The 19,431-nt window shown below is 67.1% G+C and carries 12 protein-coding genes, 3 tRNA genes and 3 rRNA genes; 5 read left to right on the top strand and 13 right to left on the bottom strand.

The window, feature by feature from the left end:
- The first annotated feature begins 14 nt into the window (after positions 1 to 14).
- A complete protein-coding gene (locus tag ACQPZX_RS00915) occupies positions 15 to 2,717 on the top strand; it encodes a helix-turn-helix transcriptional regulator (RefSeq protein WP_433372976.1) in 2,703 nt (900 codons plus the stop codon).
- 89 nt (positions 2,718 to 2,806) lie between these two features.
- Here ACQPZX_RS00915 and rrf read toward each other — a convergent pair.
- The 3 genes from rrf to ACQPZX_RS00900 all read right to left on the bottom strand — a co-directional run bounded on the left by rrf (position 2,807) and on the right by ACQPZX_RS00900 (position 8,019).
- Positions 2,807 to 2,923 (bottom strand): 5S ribosomal RNA (rrf, locus tag ACQPZX_RS00910).
- Positions 2,924 to 3,026: 103 nt separating this feature from the next.
- Positions 3,027 to 6,138: ribosomal RNA gene (locus ACQPZX_RS00905) — 23S ribosomal RNA — on the bottom strand.
- A gap of 365 nt (positions 6,139 to 6,503) precedes the next feature.
- Positions 6,504 to 8,019: ribosomal RNA gene (locus tag ACQPZX_RS00900) — 16S ribosomal RNA — on the bottom strand.
- Together the 16S, 23S and 5S rRNA genes form the textbook arrangement of a ribosomal RNA operon.
- 455 nt (positions 8,020 to 8,474) lie before the next feature.
- Between ACQPZX_RS00900 and ACQPZX_RS00895 the strand changes: the two genes are divergently transcribed.
- The gene (locus tag ACQPZX_RS00895) at positions 8,475 to 9,515 is read left to right on the top strand and encodes a serine hydrolase domain-containing protein (protein ID WP_433372973.1); all 1,041 of its coding nucleotides are present in this window, start codon (positions 8,475 to 8,477) and stop codon (positions 9,513 to 9,515) included.
- A 960-nt stretch (positions 9,516 to 10,475) separates the two neighbouring features.
- Here ACQPZX_RS00895 and ACQPZX_RS00890 read toward each other — a convergent pair.
- The 7 genes from ACQPZX_RS00890 to ACQPZX_RS00860 form a co-directional block, all read right to left on the bottom strand.
- A tRNA-Phe gene (locus ACQPZX_RS00890) sits at positions 10,476 to 10,549 on the bottom strand.
- A gap of 13 nt (positions 10,550 to 10,562) precedes the next feature.
- Positions 10,563 to 10,636 (bottom strand) — tRNA-Asp (locus ACQPZX_RS00885).
- 60 nt (positions 10,637 to 10,696) lie between these two features.
- Positions 10,697 to 10,769, bottom strand: a tRNA-Glu gene (locus tag ACQPZX_RS00880).
- 138 nt (positions 10,770 to 10,907) lie between these two features.
- Positions 10,908 to 11,855 carry a MerR family transcriptional regulator gene (locus tag ACQPZX_RS00875; RefSeq protein WP_433372970.1) on the bottom strand — a complete coding sequence of 316 codons (948 nt, stop codon included), beginning with the start codon at positions 11,853 to 11,855 and terminating at the stop codon, positions 10,908 to 10,910.
- Positions 11,845 to 12,429, bottom strand: coding sequence for an isopentenyl-diphosphate Delta-isomerase (gene idi / locus ACQPZX_RS00870; RefSeq protein WP_433372967.1), 585 nt, complete (start codon positions 12,427 to 12,429; stop codon positions 11,845 to 11,847). Before idi ends, ACQPZX_RS00875 begins: the two co-directional genes overlap by 11 nt.
- Entirely contained in the window at positions 12,426 to 13,877 is a 1,452-nt protein-coding gene (gene crtI, locus ACQPZX_RS00865; RefSeq protein ID WP_433372964.1) for a phytoene desaturase family protein, read from the bottom strand. The genes idi and crtI overlap by 4 nt, the downstream gene beginning before the upstream one ends.
- Positions 13,878 to 13,885: 8 nt before the next feature.
- A complete protein-coding gene (locus ACQPZX_RS00860) occupies positions 13,886 to 14,956 on the bottom strand; it encodes a polyprenyl synthetase family protein (protein ID WP_433372962.1) in 1,071 nt (356 codons plus the stop codon).
- A gap of 65 nt (positions 14,957 to 15,021) precedes the next feature.
- On the opposite strand from ACQPZX_RS00860, the gene ACQPZX_RS00855 reads away from it, so the two are divergent.
- The gene (locus ACQPZX_RS00855) at positions 15,022 to 15,897 is read left to right on the top strand and encodes a phytoene/squalene synthase family protein (RefSeq protein ID WP_433372959.1); all 876 of its coding nucleotides are present in this window, start codon (positions 15,022 to 15,024) and stop codon (positions 15,895 to 15,897) included.
- On the top strand, positions 15,894 to 17,219 hold the full coding sequence (locus tag ACQPZX_RS00850; protein WP_433372956.1) for a cryptochrome/photolyase family protein: 1,326 nt from the start codon (positions 15,894 to 15,896) through the stop codon (positions 17,217 to 17,219). The genes ACQPZX_RS00855 and ACQPZX_RS00850 overlap by 4 nt, the downstream gene beginning before the upstream one ends.
- A 109-nt stretch (positions 17,220 to 17,328) precedes the next feature.
- On the opposite strand, the gene ACQPZX_RS00845 is transcribed toward ACQPZX_RS00850, so the two are convergent.
- On the bottom strand, positions 17,329 to 17,826 hold the full coding sequence (locus tag ACQPZX_RS00845; protein ID WP_433372954.1) for a hypothetical protein: 498 nt from the start codon (positions 17,824 to 17,826) through the stop codon (positions 17,329 to 17,331).
- A 100-nt stretch (positions 17,827 to 17,926) separates the two neighbouring features.
- Positions 17,927 to 18,556, bottom strand: coding sequence for an HAD family hydrolase (locus ACQPZX_RS00840; protein ID WP_433372952.1), 630 nt, complete (start codon positions 18,554 to 18,556; stop codon positions 17,927 to 17,929).
- Between the two features lie 52 nt (positions 18,557 to 18,608).
- Here ACQPZX_RS00840 and ACQPZX_RS00835 point away from each other — a divergent pair, with 52 nt between their 5' ends.
- On the top strand, positions 18,609 to 18,986 hold the full coding sequence (locus ACQPZX_RS00835; RefSeq protein ID WP_433372950.1) for a hypothetical protein: 378 nt from the start codon (positions 18,609 to 18,611) through the stop codon (positions 18,984 to 18,986).
- Here ACQPZX_RS00835 and ACQPZX_RS00830 read toward each other — a convergent pair.
- A complete protein-coding gene (locus tag ACQPZX_RS00830) occupies positions 18,983 to 19,372 on the bottom strand; it encodes a hypothetical protein (protein WP_378974093.1) in 390 nt (129 codons plus the stop codon). The two genes, ACQPZX_RS00835 and ACQPZX_RS00830, sit on opposite strands and share 4 nt — an antisense overlap.
- Positions 19,373 to 19,431 lie beyond the last annotated feature (59 nt).

The following is a 19,431-nucleotide window of genomic DNA, read 5'->3' as shown; positions in this document are numbered from 1 at the left end:
CACGGGGAGGGAACGTGCGGGGTGAGCTACACGGCCGGCGGCGCGAGCGTGAGGCGCTCGACCGCCTTGCCCAGGAGGTCCGGTCCGGCAGCAGCCGCGCGCTGGTGCTGCGGGGCGAGGCCGGCGTCGGCAAGACCGTCCTGCTCGACCACCTGGCCGAGCAGGCGGCCTTCGGCCGGGTGCTGCGCGCCGCCGGGGTCGAGCTCGAGTCCGAGATCGCGTATTCGGCGCTGCAGCAGCTCTGCGCACCCCTGATGGGCTACCTGGACCGTCTACCGGAGCCGCAGCGGGCCGCCCTGTCGACCGCCTTCGGCCTGAGCGCCGGCACCCCGCCCGAGCCCCTGCTGGTCGGCCTGGCCGTGCTGAGCCTGTTCGCCGAGAGCGCCGCCGAGCGCCCCCTGATCTGCATCGTCGACGACGTGCAGTGGCTCGACCGCATGTCGGAGCTGATCCTCACCTTCGTGGCCCGCCGCCTCGACTCCGAGTCGGTGGCGCTGGTCTTCGCCCTGCGCACGCTCGGCGAGGAGCGCCCGGCCCTGAGCGGCCTCCCCGAGCTGACCGTCGAGGGCCTGCCCACCGCCGACGCGCTGGTCCTGCTCGACTCCGTGCTCCCCGGCCCCGTGGACGCCCGCATCCGCGACCGGATCGTCGCCGAGACCCGCGGCAACCCGCTCGCCCTGCTGGAGCTGCCGCGCGGCCTTTCCCCCACCGAGCTGGCCTTCGGCTTCGGCGGGCTGAGCGCCGCCCCGCTCGCCGGCCGGGTGGAGGAGAATTTCCAGCGCCGCATCGCCGCCCTTCCGGCCGATACCCGCAAGGTGCTCCTGACCGCGGCCGTGGAGCCGGTGGGCGACGTCCCCCTCCTCTGGCGAGCCCTCGAGCTCCTGGGCGTAGGCCCCGACGCCGCCACTCCCGCCGAGGCGGAACGGCTCATCGAGCTCGGTCATCGCACCCAGTTCCCGCATCCTCTGGTGCGCTCGGCCGCGTGGCGTTCGGGCAAGGCCGCGGACCTGCGCGAGGTCCACCGTGCCCTGGCCGAGGTGACCGACCCCGCCACCGACCCCGACCGCCGCGCCTGGCACCGCGCCCACGCCGTGACCGGCCCCGACGAGGAGGTCGCCGACGAGCTGGAGCGCTCCGCCGACCGGGCCCGCGCCCGCGGCGGCCGCTCGGCCGCCGCGGCGTTCCTGGAACGCGCCGCCGAGCTGACCATCACCCCCGCCCGCCGCGCCACCCTGCTGATCGACGCCGCCCAGTCCCACGCCGACGCCGGCAACTTCACCCAGGTCCCCGAGCTCCTGGCCGCCGCCGAGATGGGCACCTTGCAACCTCTGCAGCGAGCCCGGGTGGAACGCCTGCGGGCGCACGTGGCCTTCGTCCTGAACCCGGGCCGCGCCGCCGGCCCGCCCCTCCTCGCGGCCGCGCACCGCCTGCTGGAGCTCGACCCGGCCGCCGCGCGCGAGACCTACCTGACCGCCATCGGGGCCGCCATCCACACCGGCCGCTTCGACGACCCGTTCCTTCGAGAGGTGGCACACGCCGCCGCCGAGGCCCCGCCCGGCACCGATGCCGCGGGCCTTCTGCTGACCGGCCTCACCAGCTGGGTCCTGGACGGCTACGCGGCGGCGGCGCCCACGCTGAACAGCGCCCTGGACGCCATCCAATCCGACGAAGACCTGCATCTCCTGTGGCTCGCGGCGCCTGTCGCCCACGAGGTCTTCCGCATCGACGTCCTGAACCGCATGTCCGACCGTGCGGTGCGGGTGGCCCGCGACACCGGGGCTCTCTCGATTCTTCCGACCGCCTTGGCCGTACGGGCCGGCGTGCTCCACTATCTGGGCCGGTTGGACGACTCGGCAGCGCTGGTGGACGAGGCCGAAGCCTTGATGCGCGCCACCGGAAGCGCCCTGCAGGCGTCCGGCGCGGTGCCCCTGGCCGCCTACCGTGGCCATGATCCCGAAGCGACCGTCCTGATCGACGCCATGTTCCAGGAGGCGAACTCGCGAGCCGAAGGTTGGTCGCTGGCCATCGCCGGCTTCTGTCGTGCCGCCCTGCACAATGGCCAGGGGGACTATCAAGCGGCGCTGACCGCGGCGCGGGATGCGGCCGCCTACCCGGACCTGGCCATCTACACCTGGACCCTGGGCGAGCTGATCGAAGCGGCAACCCGCACCGGCGACCACGACCAGGCGAAAGACGCCCGCGACCGTCTTGCCGCGCGAACCGCGGCGGCCGCGACCGAGTGGTCCCAGGGCGTCCAGGCATTGGCGGATGCCCTGACGACGCCGGCCGCCGAGGCCAAGTACCGCGAAGCCATCACTCATTTCGCCGGCTCGGGCCTGGCGATGCAGGAGGCCCGGGCACATCTGCTGTTCGGTGAGTGGCTACGCCGCGCCAACCGCAGGGCCGACGCGAGGGCGGAGCTCCGCATCGCCCACGAGTCCTTCACCCGGATGGGCGCCGAGGCTTTCACCGACCGGGCGGCCCGCGAGCTGCAGGCCACCGGCGAGGCGGTTCGCAAACGCGCCACGGCCCCGGACCAGCAGACCCTGACCCCTCAGGAAACCCAGATCGCCCGGCTCGCCGTCAACGGGCACACCAACCCGGAGATCGGCGCCACGCTGTTCCTGAGCCCGCGAACGGTCGAATGGCACCTACGGAAGATCTTCACCAAGCTGGGCATCACTAGCCGGCGCGAATTGGCCGGCACTTTCCACTAGCCGTTTTGCTCCAGGAATGCTTCAGGAATGCTTCAGGAATGCAGAAAGCCCGCCCCGATCGCTCGGGGCGGGCTTTCTGTTCACGTTGAGTCCGGCGGCGTCCTACTCTCCCACACCCTCCCGAGTGCAGTACCATCGGCGCTGGAGGGCTTAGCTTCCGGGTTCGGAATGAGACCGGGCGTTTCCCCTCCGCTATGACCACCGAAACAGCCGTCAGCGGCAGAACTACCAGCAACCCGTCGTGGTGACCGGGGTGGTTGTTCGTTTGCTGTGAATCACACAGTGGACGCGTTGAGCAAAAAGTTTAAGGTGGTTAAGCCCTCGGCTTATTAGTACCGGTCGACTGAACCAGTTACCTGGCTTACATCTCCGGCCTATCAACCCAGTCGTCTGGCTGGGAGCCTTACCCACTCAAATGGTGGTGGGATACCTCATCTCGAAGCGAGCTTCCCGCTTAGATGCTTTCAGCGGTTATCCCTTCCGAACGTAGCCAACCAGCCGTGCCCCTGGCGGGACAACTGGCACACCAGAGGTTCGTCCGTCCCGGTCCTCTCGTACTAGGGACAGCCCTTCTCAAGTATCCAACGCGCACGGCGGATAGGGACCGAACTGTCTCACGACGTTCTAAACCCAGCTCGCGTACCGCTTTAATGGGCGAACAGCCCAACCCTTGGGACCTGCTACAGCCCCAGGATGCGACGAGCCGACATCGAGGTGCCAAACCATCCCGTCGATATGGACTCTTGGGGAAGATCAGCCTGTTATCCCCGGGGTACCTTTTATCCGTTGAGCGACACCGCTTCCACACGCAAGTGCCGGATCACTAGTCCCGACTTTCGTCCCTGCTCGACCCGTCAGTCTCACAGTCAAGCTCCCTTGTGCACTTACACTCAACACCTGATTGCCAACCAGGCTGAGGGAACCTTTGGGCGCCTCCGTTACCCTTTAGGAGGCAACCGCCCCAGTTAAACTACCCACCAGACACTGTCCCTCGACCCGATCAGGGCCGCAAGTTAGATACCCAAACCCAACAGAGTGGTATTTCAAGATTGCCTCCACCCGAACTGGCGTCCGAGCTTCACAGGCTCCCACCTATCCTACACAATTAAATTCGGATACCAATGTCAAGCTATAGTAAAGGTCCCGGGGTCTTTCCGTCCTGCCGCGCGTAACGAGCATCTTTACTCGTACTGCAATTTCGCCGGGCCTGTGGTTGAGACAGTGGGGAAGTCGTTACGCCATTCGTGCAGGTCGGAACTTACCCGACAAGGAATTTCGCTACCTTAGGATGGTTATAGTTACCACCGCCGTTTACTGGCGCTTAAGTTCTCCGCTTCGCCCCGAAGAGCTAACAGGTCCCCTTAACGTTCCAGCACCGGGCAGGCGTCAGTCCATATACATCGTCTTACGACTTGGCATGGACCTGTGTTTTTAGTAAACAGTCGCTTCCCCCTGCTCTCTGCGGCCATACCACGCTCCACCCGCACAGGGCTTCACGCGTCCGGCCCCCCTTCTCCCTAAGTTACGGGGGCAATTTGCCGAGTTCCTTAACCACAGTTCGCCCGTCGCCTCGGTATTCTCTACCTGACCACCTGTGTCGGTTTCGGGTACGGGCCGCTCGGAACATCGCTAGAGGCTTTTCTCGGCAGCATAGGATCACTGACTTCACCTGATACGGCTCGGCATCACGTCTCACCCTCAATACACCACGGATTTGCCTATGGTGCGGGCTACACGCTTACCCCAGGACAACCACCGCCTGGGACCAGCTACCTTCCTGCGTCACCCCATCACTAAACTACTACCAACCAGGGTCCTAGACTCACCAGCCTTGGTCCGAAGACCGCCGCCGGCTCGCGTAGTTAGCATGGAAAGGTTCGTCTTGGGCGTTCCTTTGCGGGTACGGGAATATCAACCCGTTATCCATCGACTACGCCTCTCGGCCTCGCCTTAGGCCCCGACTCACCCAGGGCGGATTAGCCTGGCCCTGGAACCCTTGGTCATCCGGCGGAAGAGGTTCTCACTCTTCATTCGCTACTCATGCCTGCATTCTCACTCGTACAGCCTCCACGACTGGATTACTCCGCCGCTTCCCTGGCTGCACGACGCTCCCCTACCCATCCACACGACTGCACCAGCACCGCAAGGGCACTGGCGGATCATTATGTGAATGCCACAGCTTCGGCGGTGTGCTTGAGCCCCGCTACATTGTCGGCGCGGAACCACTTGACCAGTGAGCTATTACGCACTCTTTAAAGGGTGGCTGCTTCTAAGCCAACCTCCTGGTTGTCTAAGCGACCCCACATCCTTTTCCACTTAGCACACGCTTAGGGGCCTTAGCTGGTGATCTGGGCTGTTTCCCTCTCGACTACGAAGCTTATCCCCCGCAGTCTCACTGCCGCGCTCTCACTTACCGGCATTCGGAGTTTGGCTGATTTCGGTAAGCTTGTAGGCCCCCTAGACCATCCAGTGCTCTACCTCCGGCAAGAAACACACGACGCTGCACCTAAATGCATTTCGGGGAGAACCAGCTATCACGGAGTTTGATTGGCCTTTCACCCCTAACCACAGGTCATCCCCCAACTTTTCAACGTTGGTGGGTTCGGTCCTCCACGCAGTCTTACCCACGCTTCAACCTGCCCATGGCTAGATCACCCCGCTTCGGGTCTAGAACACGCGACTAAAAACGCCCTCTTCAGACTCGCTTTCGCTACGGCTACCCCACACGGGTTAACCTCGCCACGTGCCACTAACTCGCAGGCTCATTCTTCAAAAGGCACGCCATCACCCCAAAAGGCTCTGACGGATTGTAGGCGAACGGTTTCAGGTACTATTTCACTCCCCTCCCGGGGTACTTTTCACCATTCCCTCACGGTACTCGTCCGCTATCGGTCACCAGGAAGTATTCAGCCTTACCAGGTGGTCCTGGCAGATTCACAGCAGATTCTAGGAGTCCGCTGCTACTCGGGAACACTGTAAGAAGGTCACACGCTTTCGCTTACGGGGCTCTCACCCTCTACGGCCGGCTTTCCCACACCGTTCAACTAACGAATGACTTTGTAACTTCTCGACCATGTGTCAGCACAATCAAACAGGTCCCACAACCCCCCGCATGCAACGCCTGACAGCTATCACACATACAAGGTTTAGGCTCGATCCGCTTTCGCTCGCCACTACTCACGGAATCACGTTTGTTTTCTCTTCCTACGGGTACTGAGATGTTTCACTTCCCCGCGTTCCCTCTACCCAGCCTATGTATTCAGCTGGGAGTAACACGACATGACTCGTGCTAGGTTTCCCCATTCGGACACCCTGGGATCACAGCTAGGTTGACAGCTCCCCCAGGCCTATCGCGGCCTCCCACGTCCTTCATCGGCTCCTGGTGCCAAGGCATCCACCGTTCGCCCTTGACAACTTAACCACAGAAAACAAGATGCTCGCGTCCACTGTGCAATTCTCAACCAACGACCAACCCAAGACCATCTACGAAAACACCAACACCGTCACAACGGCAGGTATGCCTTCACAATCTTGCCTGGCATTGAAAAACAACCGCGGGATCAATCACCGCGACGGTTGTTCTTTCAGATACCCAACAGGGTGCATGTTTGATCGCCAGGAATTTCAGCCGCACCAGACCCACGTTCCACGCTGCAAGCAGCTGTACTAGCGAGGCCGGCCGTTGCCGAAACCTGACTGGCCAGTGTCTCCGCCTTTGAGCACCCCACCACCGCATTCGGGTGGCGCGGGCTACTGGATCGGTTTCCCGATCTAGTTGCTCCTTAGAAAGGAGGTGATCCAGCCGCACCTTCCGGTACGGCTACCTTGTTACGACTTCGTCCCAATCGCCAGCCCCACCTTCGACGGCTCCCTCCCTTACGGGTTAGGCCACCGGCTTCGGGTGTTGCCGACTTTCGTGACGTGACGGGCGGTGTGTACAAGGCCCGGGAACGTATTCACCGCAGCGTTGCTGATCTGCGATTACTAGCGACTCCGACTTCACGGGGTCGAGTTGCAGACCCCGATCCGAACTGAGACCGGCTTTTTCCGATTCGCTCCCCCTCACGGGCTCGCAACGGTTTGTACCGGCCATTGTAGCATGCGTGAAGCCCTGGACATAAGGGGCATGATGACTTGACGTCATCCCCACCTTCCTCCGAGTTGACCCCGGCAGTCTCCCATGAGTCCCCAACATGACTTGCTGGCAACATGGGACGAGGGTTGCGCTCGTTGCGGGACTTAACCCAACATCTCACGACACGAGCTGACGACAGCCATGCACCACCTGTGACCGCCCCCGAAGGACCTGCCATCTCTGACAGTTTTGCGGCCATGTCAAACCCAGGTAAGGTTCTTCGCGTTGCATCGAATTAATCCGCATGCTCCGCCGCTTGTGCGGGCCCCCGTCAATTCCTTTGAGTTTTAGCCTTGCGGCCGTACTCCCCAGGCGGGGCGCTTAATGCGTTAGCTGCGGCACAGAGAACCGGAGAGGCCCCCCACACCTAGCGCCCAACGTTTACAGCGTGGACTACCAGGGTATCTAATCCTGTTCGCTCCCCACGCTTTCGCTCCTCAGCGTCAGTATCGGCCCAGAGACCCGCCTTCGCCACCGGTGTTCCTCCTGATATCTGCGCATTTCACCGCTACACCAGGAATTCCAGTCTCCCCTACCGAACTCGAGCCTGCCCGTATCGACCGCAAGCCTGGAGTTGAGCCCCAGGTTTTCACGGACGACGCGACAAGCCGCCTACGAGCTCTTTACGCCCAATAAATCCGGACAACGCTCGCGCCCTACGTCTTACCGCGGCTGCTGGCACGTAGTTGGCCGGCGCTTCTTCTGCAGGTACCGTCACTCACGCTTCGTCCCTGCTGAAAGAGGTTTACAACCCGAAGGCCGTCATCCCTCACGCGGCGTCGCTGCATCAGGCTTCCGCCCATTGTGCAATATTCCCCACTGCTGCCTCCCGTAGGAGTCTGGGCCGTGTCTCAGTCCCAGTGTGGCCGGTCGCCCTCTCAGGCCGGCTACCCGTCGTCGCCTTGGTAGGCCATCACCCCACCAACAAGCTGATAGGCCGCGAGCCCATCCCAGACCGAAAAACTTTCCACCACCAACCATGCGATCAGCAGTCGTATCCGGTATTAGCCCCCGTTTCCGAGGGTTATCCCAAAGTCCAGGGCAGGTTACTCACGTGTTACTCACCCGTTCGCCGCTCGAGTACCCCGAAGGGCCTTTCCGCTCGACTTGCATGTGTTAAGCACGCCGCCAGCGTTCGTCCTGAGCCAGGATCAAACTCTCCAACAAAAACCTTTGGAAAAAATGTCCCGGCAACAAAAAGTTGCCAAAGGAATCCAAGCCGGATCAAACCGGCCAGGGAAAAAACTAATTGGCACTGGCTTTACAAGCACCCTGTTGAGTTCTCAAAGAACAACCGCTCCCGGGTCGACCTGCCCCCGGGGCACTCGTTCAACCTTACTAGGTCATCCGAGGATCGTCAACCGGTTTCTCCCGGTTGTACCCCATCTGCCCTAGTACCTCCCCCGCACCAGGCACGCAGCAAGACCGCGTTCCGTAGTTCGAAGGATTTGGCAGGACGGCCGCTGCGGATCTCTCCGCTCGCTCGTCCGCGTCCCTGCCGGCTCGGAAAACATTACAGCGTCGTTCCCCGGGCTCCAAATCGGGTATCACTCTTCCGCATAACCCCAGCTCAGCGCAGCGGAACCGGGAATCCCGCCGACCCAGGGGCTACCGTGCGCCACATGAAGGGCTTCATCGCACCCGGCTTCGAGGCCGTCGCCGACGCCTTCGCCACCGACCCAAGAGGCGGATCCGCCCTGACCGTCCTCCACCACGGCACTCCCGTGGTGGACGTCCACGAGGGTTGGTGTGACGCAGCGCACACTCGCCCCTGGGACGAGCAGACCTTGGTCAACATCTACTCGGTGGGCAAGCCGATCATGGCCGCCGCCGTCCTGCTCCTGGAACAACGCGGCCTGATCTCCTTGCCGGCGCCGACGGCGACTTACTGGCCGTCTTTCAAGACCCCAGCTTCCGTACGGGATCTGCTGGCGCACCTGGCCGCACTGCCAACGTTTCCCGTCCCTCGGCCGACCGAAGCTTGGTCCGATTGGGACCTGCTCTGCGGCGACCTGGCCAACGCCACTCCCGAATGGGAGCCCGGCACCGTGGCCGCCGAGCACGCCCTGACCTACGGCCACCTCCTGGGCGAGCTGGTCCGCCGGGTAGACGGCCGCCCACCCGCCCAGTTCGTAGCCGAGGAGATCGCCGCACCCCTGGACCTGGACCTGGCCTTCGCCCTGTCCACCCAGGACCAGTCCCGCTGCGCCGAGCTCGAGTTCGCAACCCCTGACTGGCCCGCCCAAATGCTCGGCCAGCCGGGTTCCGTACACGCGAGGGCCGTCTCCAACCCTCCAGGCGCCAGAGACCTAGCCGTAGTCAACTCCCCGCTGTGGCGCTCCGCCGCAATCCCCGCAGTCAACGTTCACGCCACGTCGTTGGCCATCGCCCGCTTCTACGCAGCCGTCCTGGACGGCCGCCTCCCCGCCCTTGCCAGACCCCAGCACACCGGAACAGACCTCTTCATAGAGCAGGAGGTCACCTGGGGCTTGGGAGTCCAGATAGAGCCCGACGGCACTTGGGGCCAGGGCGGCCTGGGCGGCAACGCCGGCTGGGCAGACCCCACCCGGGCCCTAGCAATCGCCTACGTAACAAGACGCCTGGGCGACTTCACCGCCGTAGACCGCATAGAACAGGCCCTACACCAGGCGATCCCACTCTGAACCACTCTGACAAAACCCTAATCCCGCCCCCACCCCAGCCGATCCTCACCGTCGCGGAAGAGGGATCAAAGCGGGCCCGTGAGGGGGCGATGGGAGACATGGCTGGTGTCCCCCATCCTCACACCCGCCACGCCGGCGCCGTCCACTGAAGGACGGCGCCGGCGAGTCCCGGCGAGTCCCGCCCAGTCCCGGCGAGTCCCGCCCAGTCCCGGCGGGCTAGTCCCGCATTCGCCGCTCAAAGCTGCCATCCGCCTCAGCACGAACGGTAGCCAACGCCACAGCAAGACCATCCCGAATCGCCCCGCAGCTAGAGCAGCCCGCGACCACACACCCTTGGTGAGCTTCCGCAATAAGCACGATCGCCTGATGCAGAGCCCGAGCCTCAAGCCGCACACGCGCCGCCCCCGGCACCCGCCGAAGCCCCCCAGCAGCAACTTGGATCACGCGCTCAGAAACGCCATAAGCCGCAACTTGCCGCCCAGTACGCAAGAGCACATCCCCAAGAGAATCCACCCCCCGATACTAGTCCCTTGACAACCAGAACCCACACCCCCACCAGCACACTTGGCACACCAGGCCCTCCAACAGCCACAAGCCGGGGCGCGGGGCCACAGGGGACGCGAGTCGCGGGGGGCGCGGCCGCCGGCCGCGCCCGCAGCGTCAGATCACGGGGCGCGTGGTCACGGGCCGCCTGGTCACGAGTCGGGGCCGCGGGGCGCGGGCGCCAGGCGCGGGCCGCACGGCCGCCGAGCGCGGGGCGAGTGGGCGCGAGATCAAGCGTTCCCCCCGCCTCGAGCGACGGAGTCGCAAAGAGCCCCACAGCGACCAGCGACGGCGAGTAAGTATGCGGCAGAGGGGGTGCGGGTGGCGTAGCCCCCGCTACGCGCGACGAAGTCGCGCCAGATAGGACGAGGCTGCCCGGCTCACGGTTTGTGTGAGCACAGTGCAGCCCCAGACTCGTGGCCAGGGGCGGGGTCGAACCGCCGACCTTCCGATTTTCAGTCGGACGCTCGTACCAACTGAGCTACCTGGCCTTGGTGTTACGTGCGGTCCTGACGGGACTTGAACCCGCGACCTCCGCCTTGACAGGGCGGCGAGCACTCCAACTGCTCCACAGGACCTTGCTATCCAGCTGTCTTTCCTGCCTGGCTGATCGGCAGCTTGCGCTACCAACTTACCAGTGCCCCCAACGGGATTCGAACCCGTGCTACCGCCTTGAAAGGGCGGCGTCCTGGGCCACTAGACGATGAGGGCAACTCCGCCAGTATGGCATGTCTGCGACACTGAGCGGCGTAGACCCCAACCGGGCCCCGCTTGAGGCTTGGAAAGCATACGTGATCCACCGCCCCGTCTCCAAACCGGTATCCCGATCGGCTCTGACCTGCGGAAACGTCACCGTGCGGCGGCGGAGACGAGGTTTGCGGCCTCGGCGAGGGTGGTGAGCTGAGCCACGCCGGCGGGCAGCGTGGGGCGCCAGCCGGGGCCGCCGGCGGCGACGAGCAGCGGTGGGTGCGGGTGGGAGAGGACTCGGGTCAGCTGGGCGGGGTCGCCGGTGTCCGCGATTTGTGACCAGAGCACGACGACGGCGGGGCCGGTGCGGGTGATGGCGTCGTCGAGGGCAAGCGGGGGTACGCGTCCGCCCAGCATCCGCGTCGGCACGCCGTTCTGGGCCAGGGCGGCCGCGAGGGCTTCGAGCGGAAGCGTGTGCTGTTCCTCGTCGGCGGCGGCGAGGAGCACCCGCACCGGCGACGAGGGCCGCGGCCGGGGCACCGCGCCGAGCACCTCGCTGACGCATCGCGAGATGAGGTGCTCGACCTCGACGAAGCGCTGGGTGGCCTGGTACCGCTCGCCGATCCCGACGAGCACCGGCACCGCCACGTCGTCCCAGGCCGGGACGACGCCCCAGTCGGCGACGGCCCGCTCGAGGATGGTCCGCATCACGGGCGCGTCCAGCCGCATCGCCGCCCGGGCCAGCCCTCGCGCGGCCGGCACCGCATGCCCGAGAGGTATCGCCTGTCCGCCGCCATCCCGCCCCGTGGCGGGAGACGTGCCGGGAGACGTGGCGGAAGACGTGGTGAGAGAGGTGGGGGGAGATACAGGGGAGGCGACGGAAGCCGATCCCCGGGCCCAAGCCGCCGCCTCGGCCGGGGCCACCCCCTGCGACGTCAGCCGCAGCATCACCTCGAGCCGGTCGAGGTCCTGTGCCGTGTACCGCCGATGCCGCCCCGGCTCGTGTCGAGACGGCCCCAGCCCGTACCGCTGGTGCCAGGTGCGCAGGGTGGTGACCGCCACGCCGAGGCGACGGGCCACCGCACCGGCGCTCAGCGCCTCATCGCCCACCCGACCGCTCCGGAGCCTCGTCGACGGATGCAACCGAAAAGTACGAGGCCAGGCATCCGGTCACCCCGGACAGCCACGGCGCGTACGACCCAGGCTCGGCGGCCAGCCCGGCCCGCAGCGCCGAAACCGATACCCACCGCGTGTCGGCCACCTCCGAGGGGTCCGGCGTCACCCGCGCGCCCGTTGGCAGGTCCCCCAGCAGCACATGGTCGTACTCGTGCTCGACCCGAGATGTCCCCGGATCCACCGCCCGATAGGTGTAGACCCCCACCGGCGTCAGCGAGACCCCCGTGACGCCGAGCTCTTCCGACAGCCGCCGCGCCGCCGCCGAAGCGACGTCCTCGCCCGGCGCCGGGTGCCCGCAGCACGAGTTGGCCCACCGCAGCGGGAACCGGGTCTTGACCGCGGCCCGCTGCTGCAGCAGCACCCGTCCGTTGGCCGGATCCCGCAGGAAGACCGAGAAGGCACGGTGCAGCATCCCCGGCGCCGCATGGGCGTCGGCCACCAACGCCGACCCGACCGAAGTACCCGTACCGTCGACGAGTTCGACGAGATGCGACTCCCGCGCCGTCATCCCACCACCCCCGTGATCCGCGCCGCCGCCAGCTTTCCCGAGATCAGCACCATGGGCACCCCGACGCCCGGTTGGGTCCCCGAACCGGTGAAGACCACGTTGGGAAAGACCGGGTGCAGGTTGCTCGGCCGGAACGGCCCGGTCTGCCCGAAGGTGTGCGCCGCCGCGAACGGCGTGCCGGCCGCCATCCCCTGCGCGGCCCAGTCGTCGGGCGTCACGATCCGCATCACCTCGATGCCGTCCCGGAACCCGACGTATCCGCGCCGCTCGAGCGTCCGCAGCACCGAATCCGCATACCGCGAGGCGAACTCGCCGCGCCAGTTCATCGGCCCGGCGACGAGGTTGGGTACCGGCGCAAGCACGTAATACGTCGTGGGGCTCGGGTTGGTGACCAGTAACGACGGATCGCTCATCAGCATCCCGTCGCGGATCACCTCGTCGAAGGTGCGCTTCCACTGGGCGCCGAAATGAATGTTGTGGTGCGCGATTTTCCCGTACGCGTGCCTGGACCCCACATGCAGCACCACGCAGGACGGTGAGTAACGCAGCCGCCTCGGGATCGCCGCAGGCAGAAGATCGCGGTAAGCGATCGGCAGATCGGGGTTGAGCACGACGACGTCGGCCGGGATCCGCGAGCCGTCAGCCGTGATCACGCCGGTGGCCCGGCCGCCCGAGGTCTCCACCCGGGTCACGGTGGTGTCGTAGCGGAACTCCACCCCGTGCTTCTCGGCCGCGCCGGCCAACGCGCGAGGGACCGCGTGCATGCCGCCCTTGGGATAGAACACGCCGGCGACCGAGTCGAGGTAGGCGATCACCGCGTAGATCGCGAGGGCGTCGTGCGGCGCGAGCCCGGCGTACATCGCCTGGAACGAGAAGATCCGCTGGGTGCGGGGGTCCTTGAAGAACGACGCGATCTTGGGCTGGAGGCGGCGGAACCCACCCATGCCGAGCAGCTTGAGCAGGTTGAGGTTGACCAGGTCGAGCGGGGTGTCGAGGTTGCGGCCGATGAAGTGGTCGCGTTCGAGCAGCCAGAGCTTGCGGGCGAAGTCGACGAAGCGCAGGTAGCCGTCCGCCTCGCGCGGCCCGCACACCCGGGAGATCTCGGCGGCCATCCGCACGGTGTCGGTACGCACGTCCAGAGTGGACCCGTCCGGATAGTAGGCCCGATACGCCGGGTCGAGCGGCGTGAGCTCCAGCCAGTCGTCGAGCCGTTCGCCCACCGCGGCGAGCGCCTCCTCGATCAGCGAAGGCATGGTCAGCACGGTGGGGCCGGTGTCGAACTCATAGCCGGCAACCCGAAGCTGCCCGGCCCGGCCGCCGGGAACCGACTCCCGCTCGACGACGGTGACCTGCCGCCCCGCGGCCGCCAGGTGCAGCGCGCACGCCAGCCCGCCGAGCCCCGCGCCCACCACGACCACCCGATCGGTGGGACCCGTCACGAATCGCATGCGGGACATCATGCCGGGCGCTGGGTGGCGCGGACCGCCAGCTCGATCATGGCGGCGCGCGATTCGGCGGCGAGAGGGGCCGTGGCCAGCGCGGCGATCGCCTCGGCGATCCGCTCCTGGATCATGGTTTCCACCCGAAGGACAGCGCCGGTGTCGGCGATGACCTCGGCGGCACGAGCCGGATCGCCATCGGACAGGACCGCCAGCTGCGCGGGGGTGGCGAGCTGGCGGGCAAGCAACAGCAGAGCGGTCGGTTTGCCGGTGAGCAGATCGTCGCCGGCCGGCTTGCCGGTGACCGACGGATCCCCGAAGACGCCGAGCAGGTCGTCGCGCAGCTGGAACGCCTCGCCCACCAGCGAGCCGTACCGTTCAAAACAAATGTCCAAAATATCCGAAGAAGACGGACCGGCAAGCGCCAGCCCGAACTGCAAAGGCCGCTGCACGGTATAGCTGGCGGTCTTGAGCCGGGCAACAAGCAGCGCACGATCGACCGACCACGAAACGCCAGGCGTCTCACCCAAAATGTCCAAATACTGACCCGCTACCGCCTCGACCCGCATGCGGTCGTAACGCGCCCGCACCCCGAAAAGCGTGGCGGTCGGCAGCGGCGCCCGGGCGATCAGCTGATCCGCCCAGACCAGGCAAAGATCGCCGACCAGGATCGCCGCCGACTTCCCGAACCGGGCTCCATGCTGCTGCTCGAAGATCCGATGCGCCGTCGGCCGCCCCCGCCGGGTCGCCGAGTCGTCCATCACGTCGTCGTGGACCAGAGCGAACGTGTGCATCAACTCGAGCGCCGCCAACGCCGGCAACACCGGTTCGAGCGGCTCCGCGGAGACCCCGCGCCACCCCCAGTAGGCAAAGGTCGGCCGCAGCCGCTTCCCGCCGGCCAGCACCAGATCCCGTGTGGTGCGGGCGAGACCGCCGAGCGCCGGGTCGACGGCGTCGAGCGAGGCGATCTGCGCGGCGAGGAAGTCGGCGAGGGTGCCCTCGATCGCGTCGAGCAGCGTGTCGGAACGGCCGGTGGTCTGGCGCGGTATCGGACGGCGACGATTCTGCTCGAGCGTGTCATTGGCCACGAGATTTACCGTACCCTAGGTTCGAGGTTGCGTCGATTGATGCGTCGATTTGGAAAGAGGACCCCGTGGAAGCGGACCTGGCGAGCGCCTACGAGCGCTGCCGTGCCCTGCACCGGCAGCATGGCCGCACCTACTACCTGGCGACCCGCCTTTTGCCCGCTTGGAAGCGCCGCCATGTGCACGCGCTCTACGGATTTACCCGCTACGCCGACGAGATCGTCGATCGCACCGAGGCGCTCCCGCCCGAGGATCGCGCCGCGCGGCTGACCGAGTGGTCCGAGAGCTTCGTCTCCGGCCTGCGCGGCGAGCCGGTCGACGATCCGCTGCTGCCGGCCGTGCTGCACACGATCGCCGTCTTCGACCTGGACGTGGACGACTTCGCGACGTTCCTGCGCAGCATGGCGATGGACCTGACGATCACGTCCTATGAGACCTACGACGACCTCCTCGACTACATGGAGGGGTCGGCCGCCGTGATCGGCACCATGATGCTGCCGATCCTCGGCTCCTCCGATCCGATCGCCGCGCGCGAGCCCGCACGACAGCTGGGCCTCGCCTTCCAGCTCACCAACTTCATCCGGGACGTCGCCGAGGATCTCGAGCGCGACCGCGTCTACCTGCCCGTCGAGGACCTGGCCCGCTTCGAGCTGACGCGCGACGATCTGCGGCCGGGCAACCCCAAGGTCAAGAGCCTCATCGCGTACGAGGTCAGCAGAGCGCGACGCCATTACGCGTTCGCCGCCCCCGGCATCCCCCTGCTCGACCCCGCCTCGCAGGCCTGCATGCGTACGGCGTACCAGCTCTACGGCGGCATCCTCGACGAGGTGGAGGCGGCGGGGTACGACGTGTTCGCCCGCCGCGCGACCGTGCCGAACAGCCGTCGCGCCTCGGTCGCCGTCCGCAGCCTGCTCACCCGCCCGGGCACGCCGGTGCGGTCATGAGCCGCACCGCGGTCGTTCTGTTCACCCGTGACCTGCGGGTGCACGACAACCCGGCCCTCGCCGCCGCGTGCGCCAACGCCGACAAGATCGTGCCGCTGTTCGTGCTCGACCCGAAGCTCGGCGACCTCTCGCCGAACCGGTCGCGCTTCCTGCACCAGTCCCTCGCCGATCTGCGTACGTCGTTGCGCGACCGCGGGGGCGACCTGGTGCTGCGCGCCGGCGACCCGGTCGAGGAGGCGATGCGGGTCGCTCGCGACGTGGAGGCGACGATGCTCGGCGTGGCCGCGGACGTCACCGCGTACGCGAAAAAGCGGGAAAGTCGCCTGCGCGACGCCTGCGACCAGGAGCGAGTCTCGCTGCGACTGTTCCCCGGGGTCACGATCGCCGATCCGGGCGAGCTGCGGCCGAGCGGCGGCGGGAACGCCTACAAGGTCTTCACGCCCTACCACCGGGCCTGGACGGCGGCGAAATGGCGGGACGAGGTGGCCACCCCGCGCAAGATCACGCTGCCGGAGATCGCGGCCGGGCGCCTGCCGGCGATGCCGGGCGGGGAGTCGCCCGAGGCCGCGGCGGGTGGCGAGAGCGAGGGCCGGCGTCGGCTCACCGCATGGTTGCGCGACCTTGACGCGTACGGGGAAATGCATGACGACCTGCCGGGCGACGGCACCAGCCGGCTCAGCCCCTATCTCCGCTTCGGATGTCTGTCGCCCCTGGCCGTGGCCGGCGCCGCGACGGCTCGCGACGCCGAGCCGTATCTGCGGCAGCTCTGCTGGCGCGACTTCTACTACCAGGTCGCGCTCTCGTTCCCGCGCATCTCCACGAAGCCGTTCCGGCCGAACGCCGGCGACGAGTGGCGCGACGATCCGGAAGCGCTGAAGCACTGGCAGGACGGGCTCACCGGGGTGCCGGTCGTCGACGCCGGGATGCGGCAGCTGCGGGCCGAGGGGTGGATGCACAACCGCGCCCGGCTGATCACCGCCGCCTTCCTCACCAAGCACCTGGGCGTCGACTGGCGGCACGGGCTGCGCTGGTTCTTCCGCTGGCTGCTCGACGGCGACGTTCCGAACAATTCCGGCAACTGGCAGTGGGTGGCCGGCACCGGGAACGACACCCGGCCCTACCGCCGTTTCAATCCGATCCGCCAGGCCGGCCGATTCGACCCCGAAGGCGTGTACGTTCGGCGCTACATACCCGAGCTCGCAGGCATCGACGGCCCGGCCGTCCACCAGCCGTGGCGCCTCCCCGACGAGGTTCGCCGCCGGCTGGATTACCCGGGCCCGCTGGAGTCACACCGCGACGAGGCGGTCTGGCTGCGGCCGTGACCCCCGCCCGGTACGCCTGGGCGGGTCCAGCGGGGCTCGCCGGCTCGTTGCGTCCGTCAAAACGCGGGGCCGGCGGGTCCCGCGCCGTCCACTGAGGACTGCCGGGCGCTCAGTTGCCCTCGCGCCAGCGGTTCTTGCCGTCCTTGGCCGCGGTGCCCTGCTCGTCGTCCTTGGCCGAGCCGCCGCAGACCACGACGTCGCCGTCGGCGGTGCGGGCCTTCGCGCCGGCCGGGGTGCAGTAACCGCCGAGAACCGGGTAGGCCGTGCGGCCCGGGACCGGCTTGCGGGGCAGCGCCGCGATCTGGCGCGCGTCCTCGGACGGGTCGATCGACGCCGGGGGTGTAGCGCTCTGCTGCGGGACGTGCGTCTCGGGCGGGTTCGCCATCGCGCGTGGGCTGCCCGCCGGGTTGGTGGTGGCGATCGTTTTCGCGGCGGGCACCGCCTTCGACGGGGGACCGGCCACGGCCGCCTGATCCGCCGCGACGCCCTTTTCGTACTTGCCGGACATAGCCAGGAGGCCGAAGAACATCGCACCGCCGAGCAACGCTACGAAAAGCAGCGCCGGCGCCACGAAGGCGCCTCGACGGGACGTCTGCGGGGAGGTCACAGGTACACCTTGACGCGCCGGAACGGCACCGCACATGGGCCCTTTGTCCATGCCCCGACGGAGATCCGGCGGAACCTTGGCGGCGGAAAGTCAGCCCGAGTCAAGTGGCCGACAGGACCTGTCGGAGCGTGATCATTCCGGTCGCCCCGGTGACGGCCGGGCGGTACCCGAGGCCGGCCGGCCACTCGCGGCCGAGCGCGACCCACGCCGTACGCAATCCGGCCGCCGCGCCGCCGCCGACGTCCTTCTCGGAGTTGTCGCCGACCATCCAGCCCTCCGCCGGGAGCGGGCGCCCGGCGGCGGCCGCGGCGATCTCGAAGATCCGCCGATCCGGCTTGCGCACCCCCACGCCCTCGGAGATCGTCCACCCGGCGACCAGCCGGTCCAGCCCGGTGCGGCGCAGCTTCGCCTCCTGCTGGGCGACGGTCCCGTTGGTCACCACGAACGGCACGAAGCCGGCCGCCTTCGCGTCGATCAGCGCCGCGTCGATTCCGGGGTCGGGCGACAGCTGCTCGACCATCCCGGCGCGCAGCTCGGTGAGCATCTCGCGCTCGTCGCCGCCGTAGCGGGCGGCGATTTTCGCCGCCAGGGCCTCGCGCTTCTCGTACCCGTCCTGGTCGGCCTCGACCAGCCACGGAACCTCGGATGCGCCGAAGCGCGACGCTGCCCAGCCCTTGTAGGCCGCCCGGCGGTCGATAAGAGTGTTGTCCAGATCGATAAGCAGCAACATTGAGGGTTGTTCACGACCTTCCTCGAGTTGCAGTAGGCGCGAGGTAGGCAACGTGGTCTCCACCGTCGTGAACAACCCTCACACTGTTAATCCTGACAGGCGCTTTTTCGAGGAGGACGGCGTGCTGACATTCACGAATGCGGCGGAACAGGCGGCGTGGACCTTGGCGGAGGCGCTGAGCGAGAAGGCCTTCGCCGCCATGAAACAGGCCGAGGAGGCCGCCGAGGCGTTCCAGTCCGGCAAGGCGGCGATGCGCCGGCAGTTCAAGTCCCGCGGCATGTCCCTGGTGGACGCCGACATCCGCTGGTCGGGGACGAGCCAGGCGCGCAAGGCGATCTCCGACAACGAGTGGTACATGGCCCAGGCGGCGATGTACAACGAGGCGGCGGCCGTGCAGTACGCGAAGGCGCTCTACCTGAAAAAGACTTAGGCGGCGCGGTGGCGGAGAGTCGCCACCGTCGAGCCGGCCAGGGCGAGCAGGCAGTCGGGGAGCTGGCCGTCGGCGATCGCGGCGCCGAAGAGGGCCTCGCCGGTGGGGACGTCGCCGTTCACGTACGCGCTGACGAAGCGCGCGACCCAGCGCTTGTCGTACCGCGCGTCGTCGATGCCGGGGAAGTCGAGGGTCCAGGCGCCGCCGAGCGGGACCTGGCCGACCATGGTGGCCGCGAGGCACCATGCGACGTCCCACGCCCCAACCACGCCGGATCGGTCGACGACCGCGTCGAACGTGCCGACCACGGCATCACTGTCGCCGCTGAGCGCACTCTGCAGAACGAGCGCCGCGTCGTCGAAAGCGTGCTGTGGTACCTCCGTCACGTGAAGAAAGGTACGTGGATCGGTCAAGGAACGCTCGCGTACGGGTCGACAAGCAACGG

The organism is Actinoplanes sp. CA-142083, from assembly GCF_050942195.1.
Taxonomy (GTDB): Bacteria; Actinomycetota; Actinomycetes; order Mycobacteriales; family Micromonosporaceae; genus Actinoplanes.
Note: the sequence above shows the minus strand (reverse complement) of the source record. Positions and strands in the feature narration are given on the sequence as shown.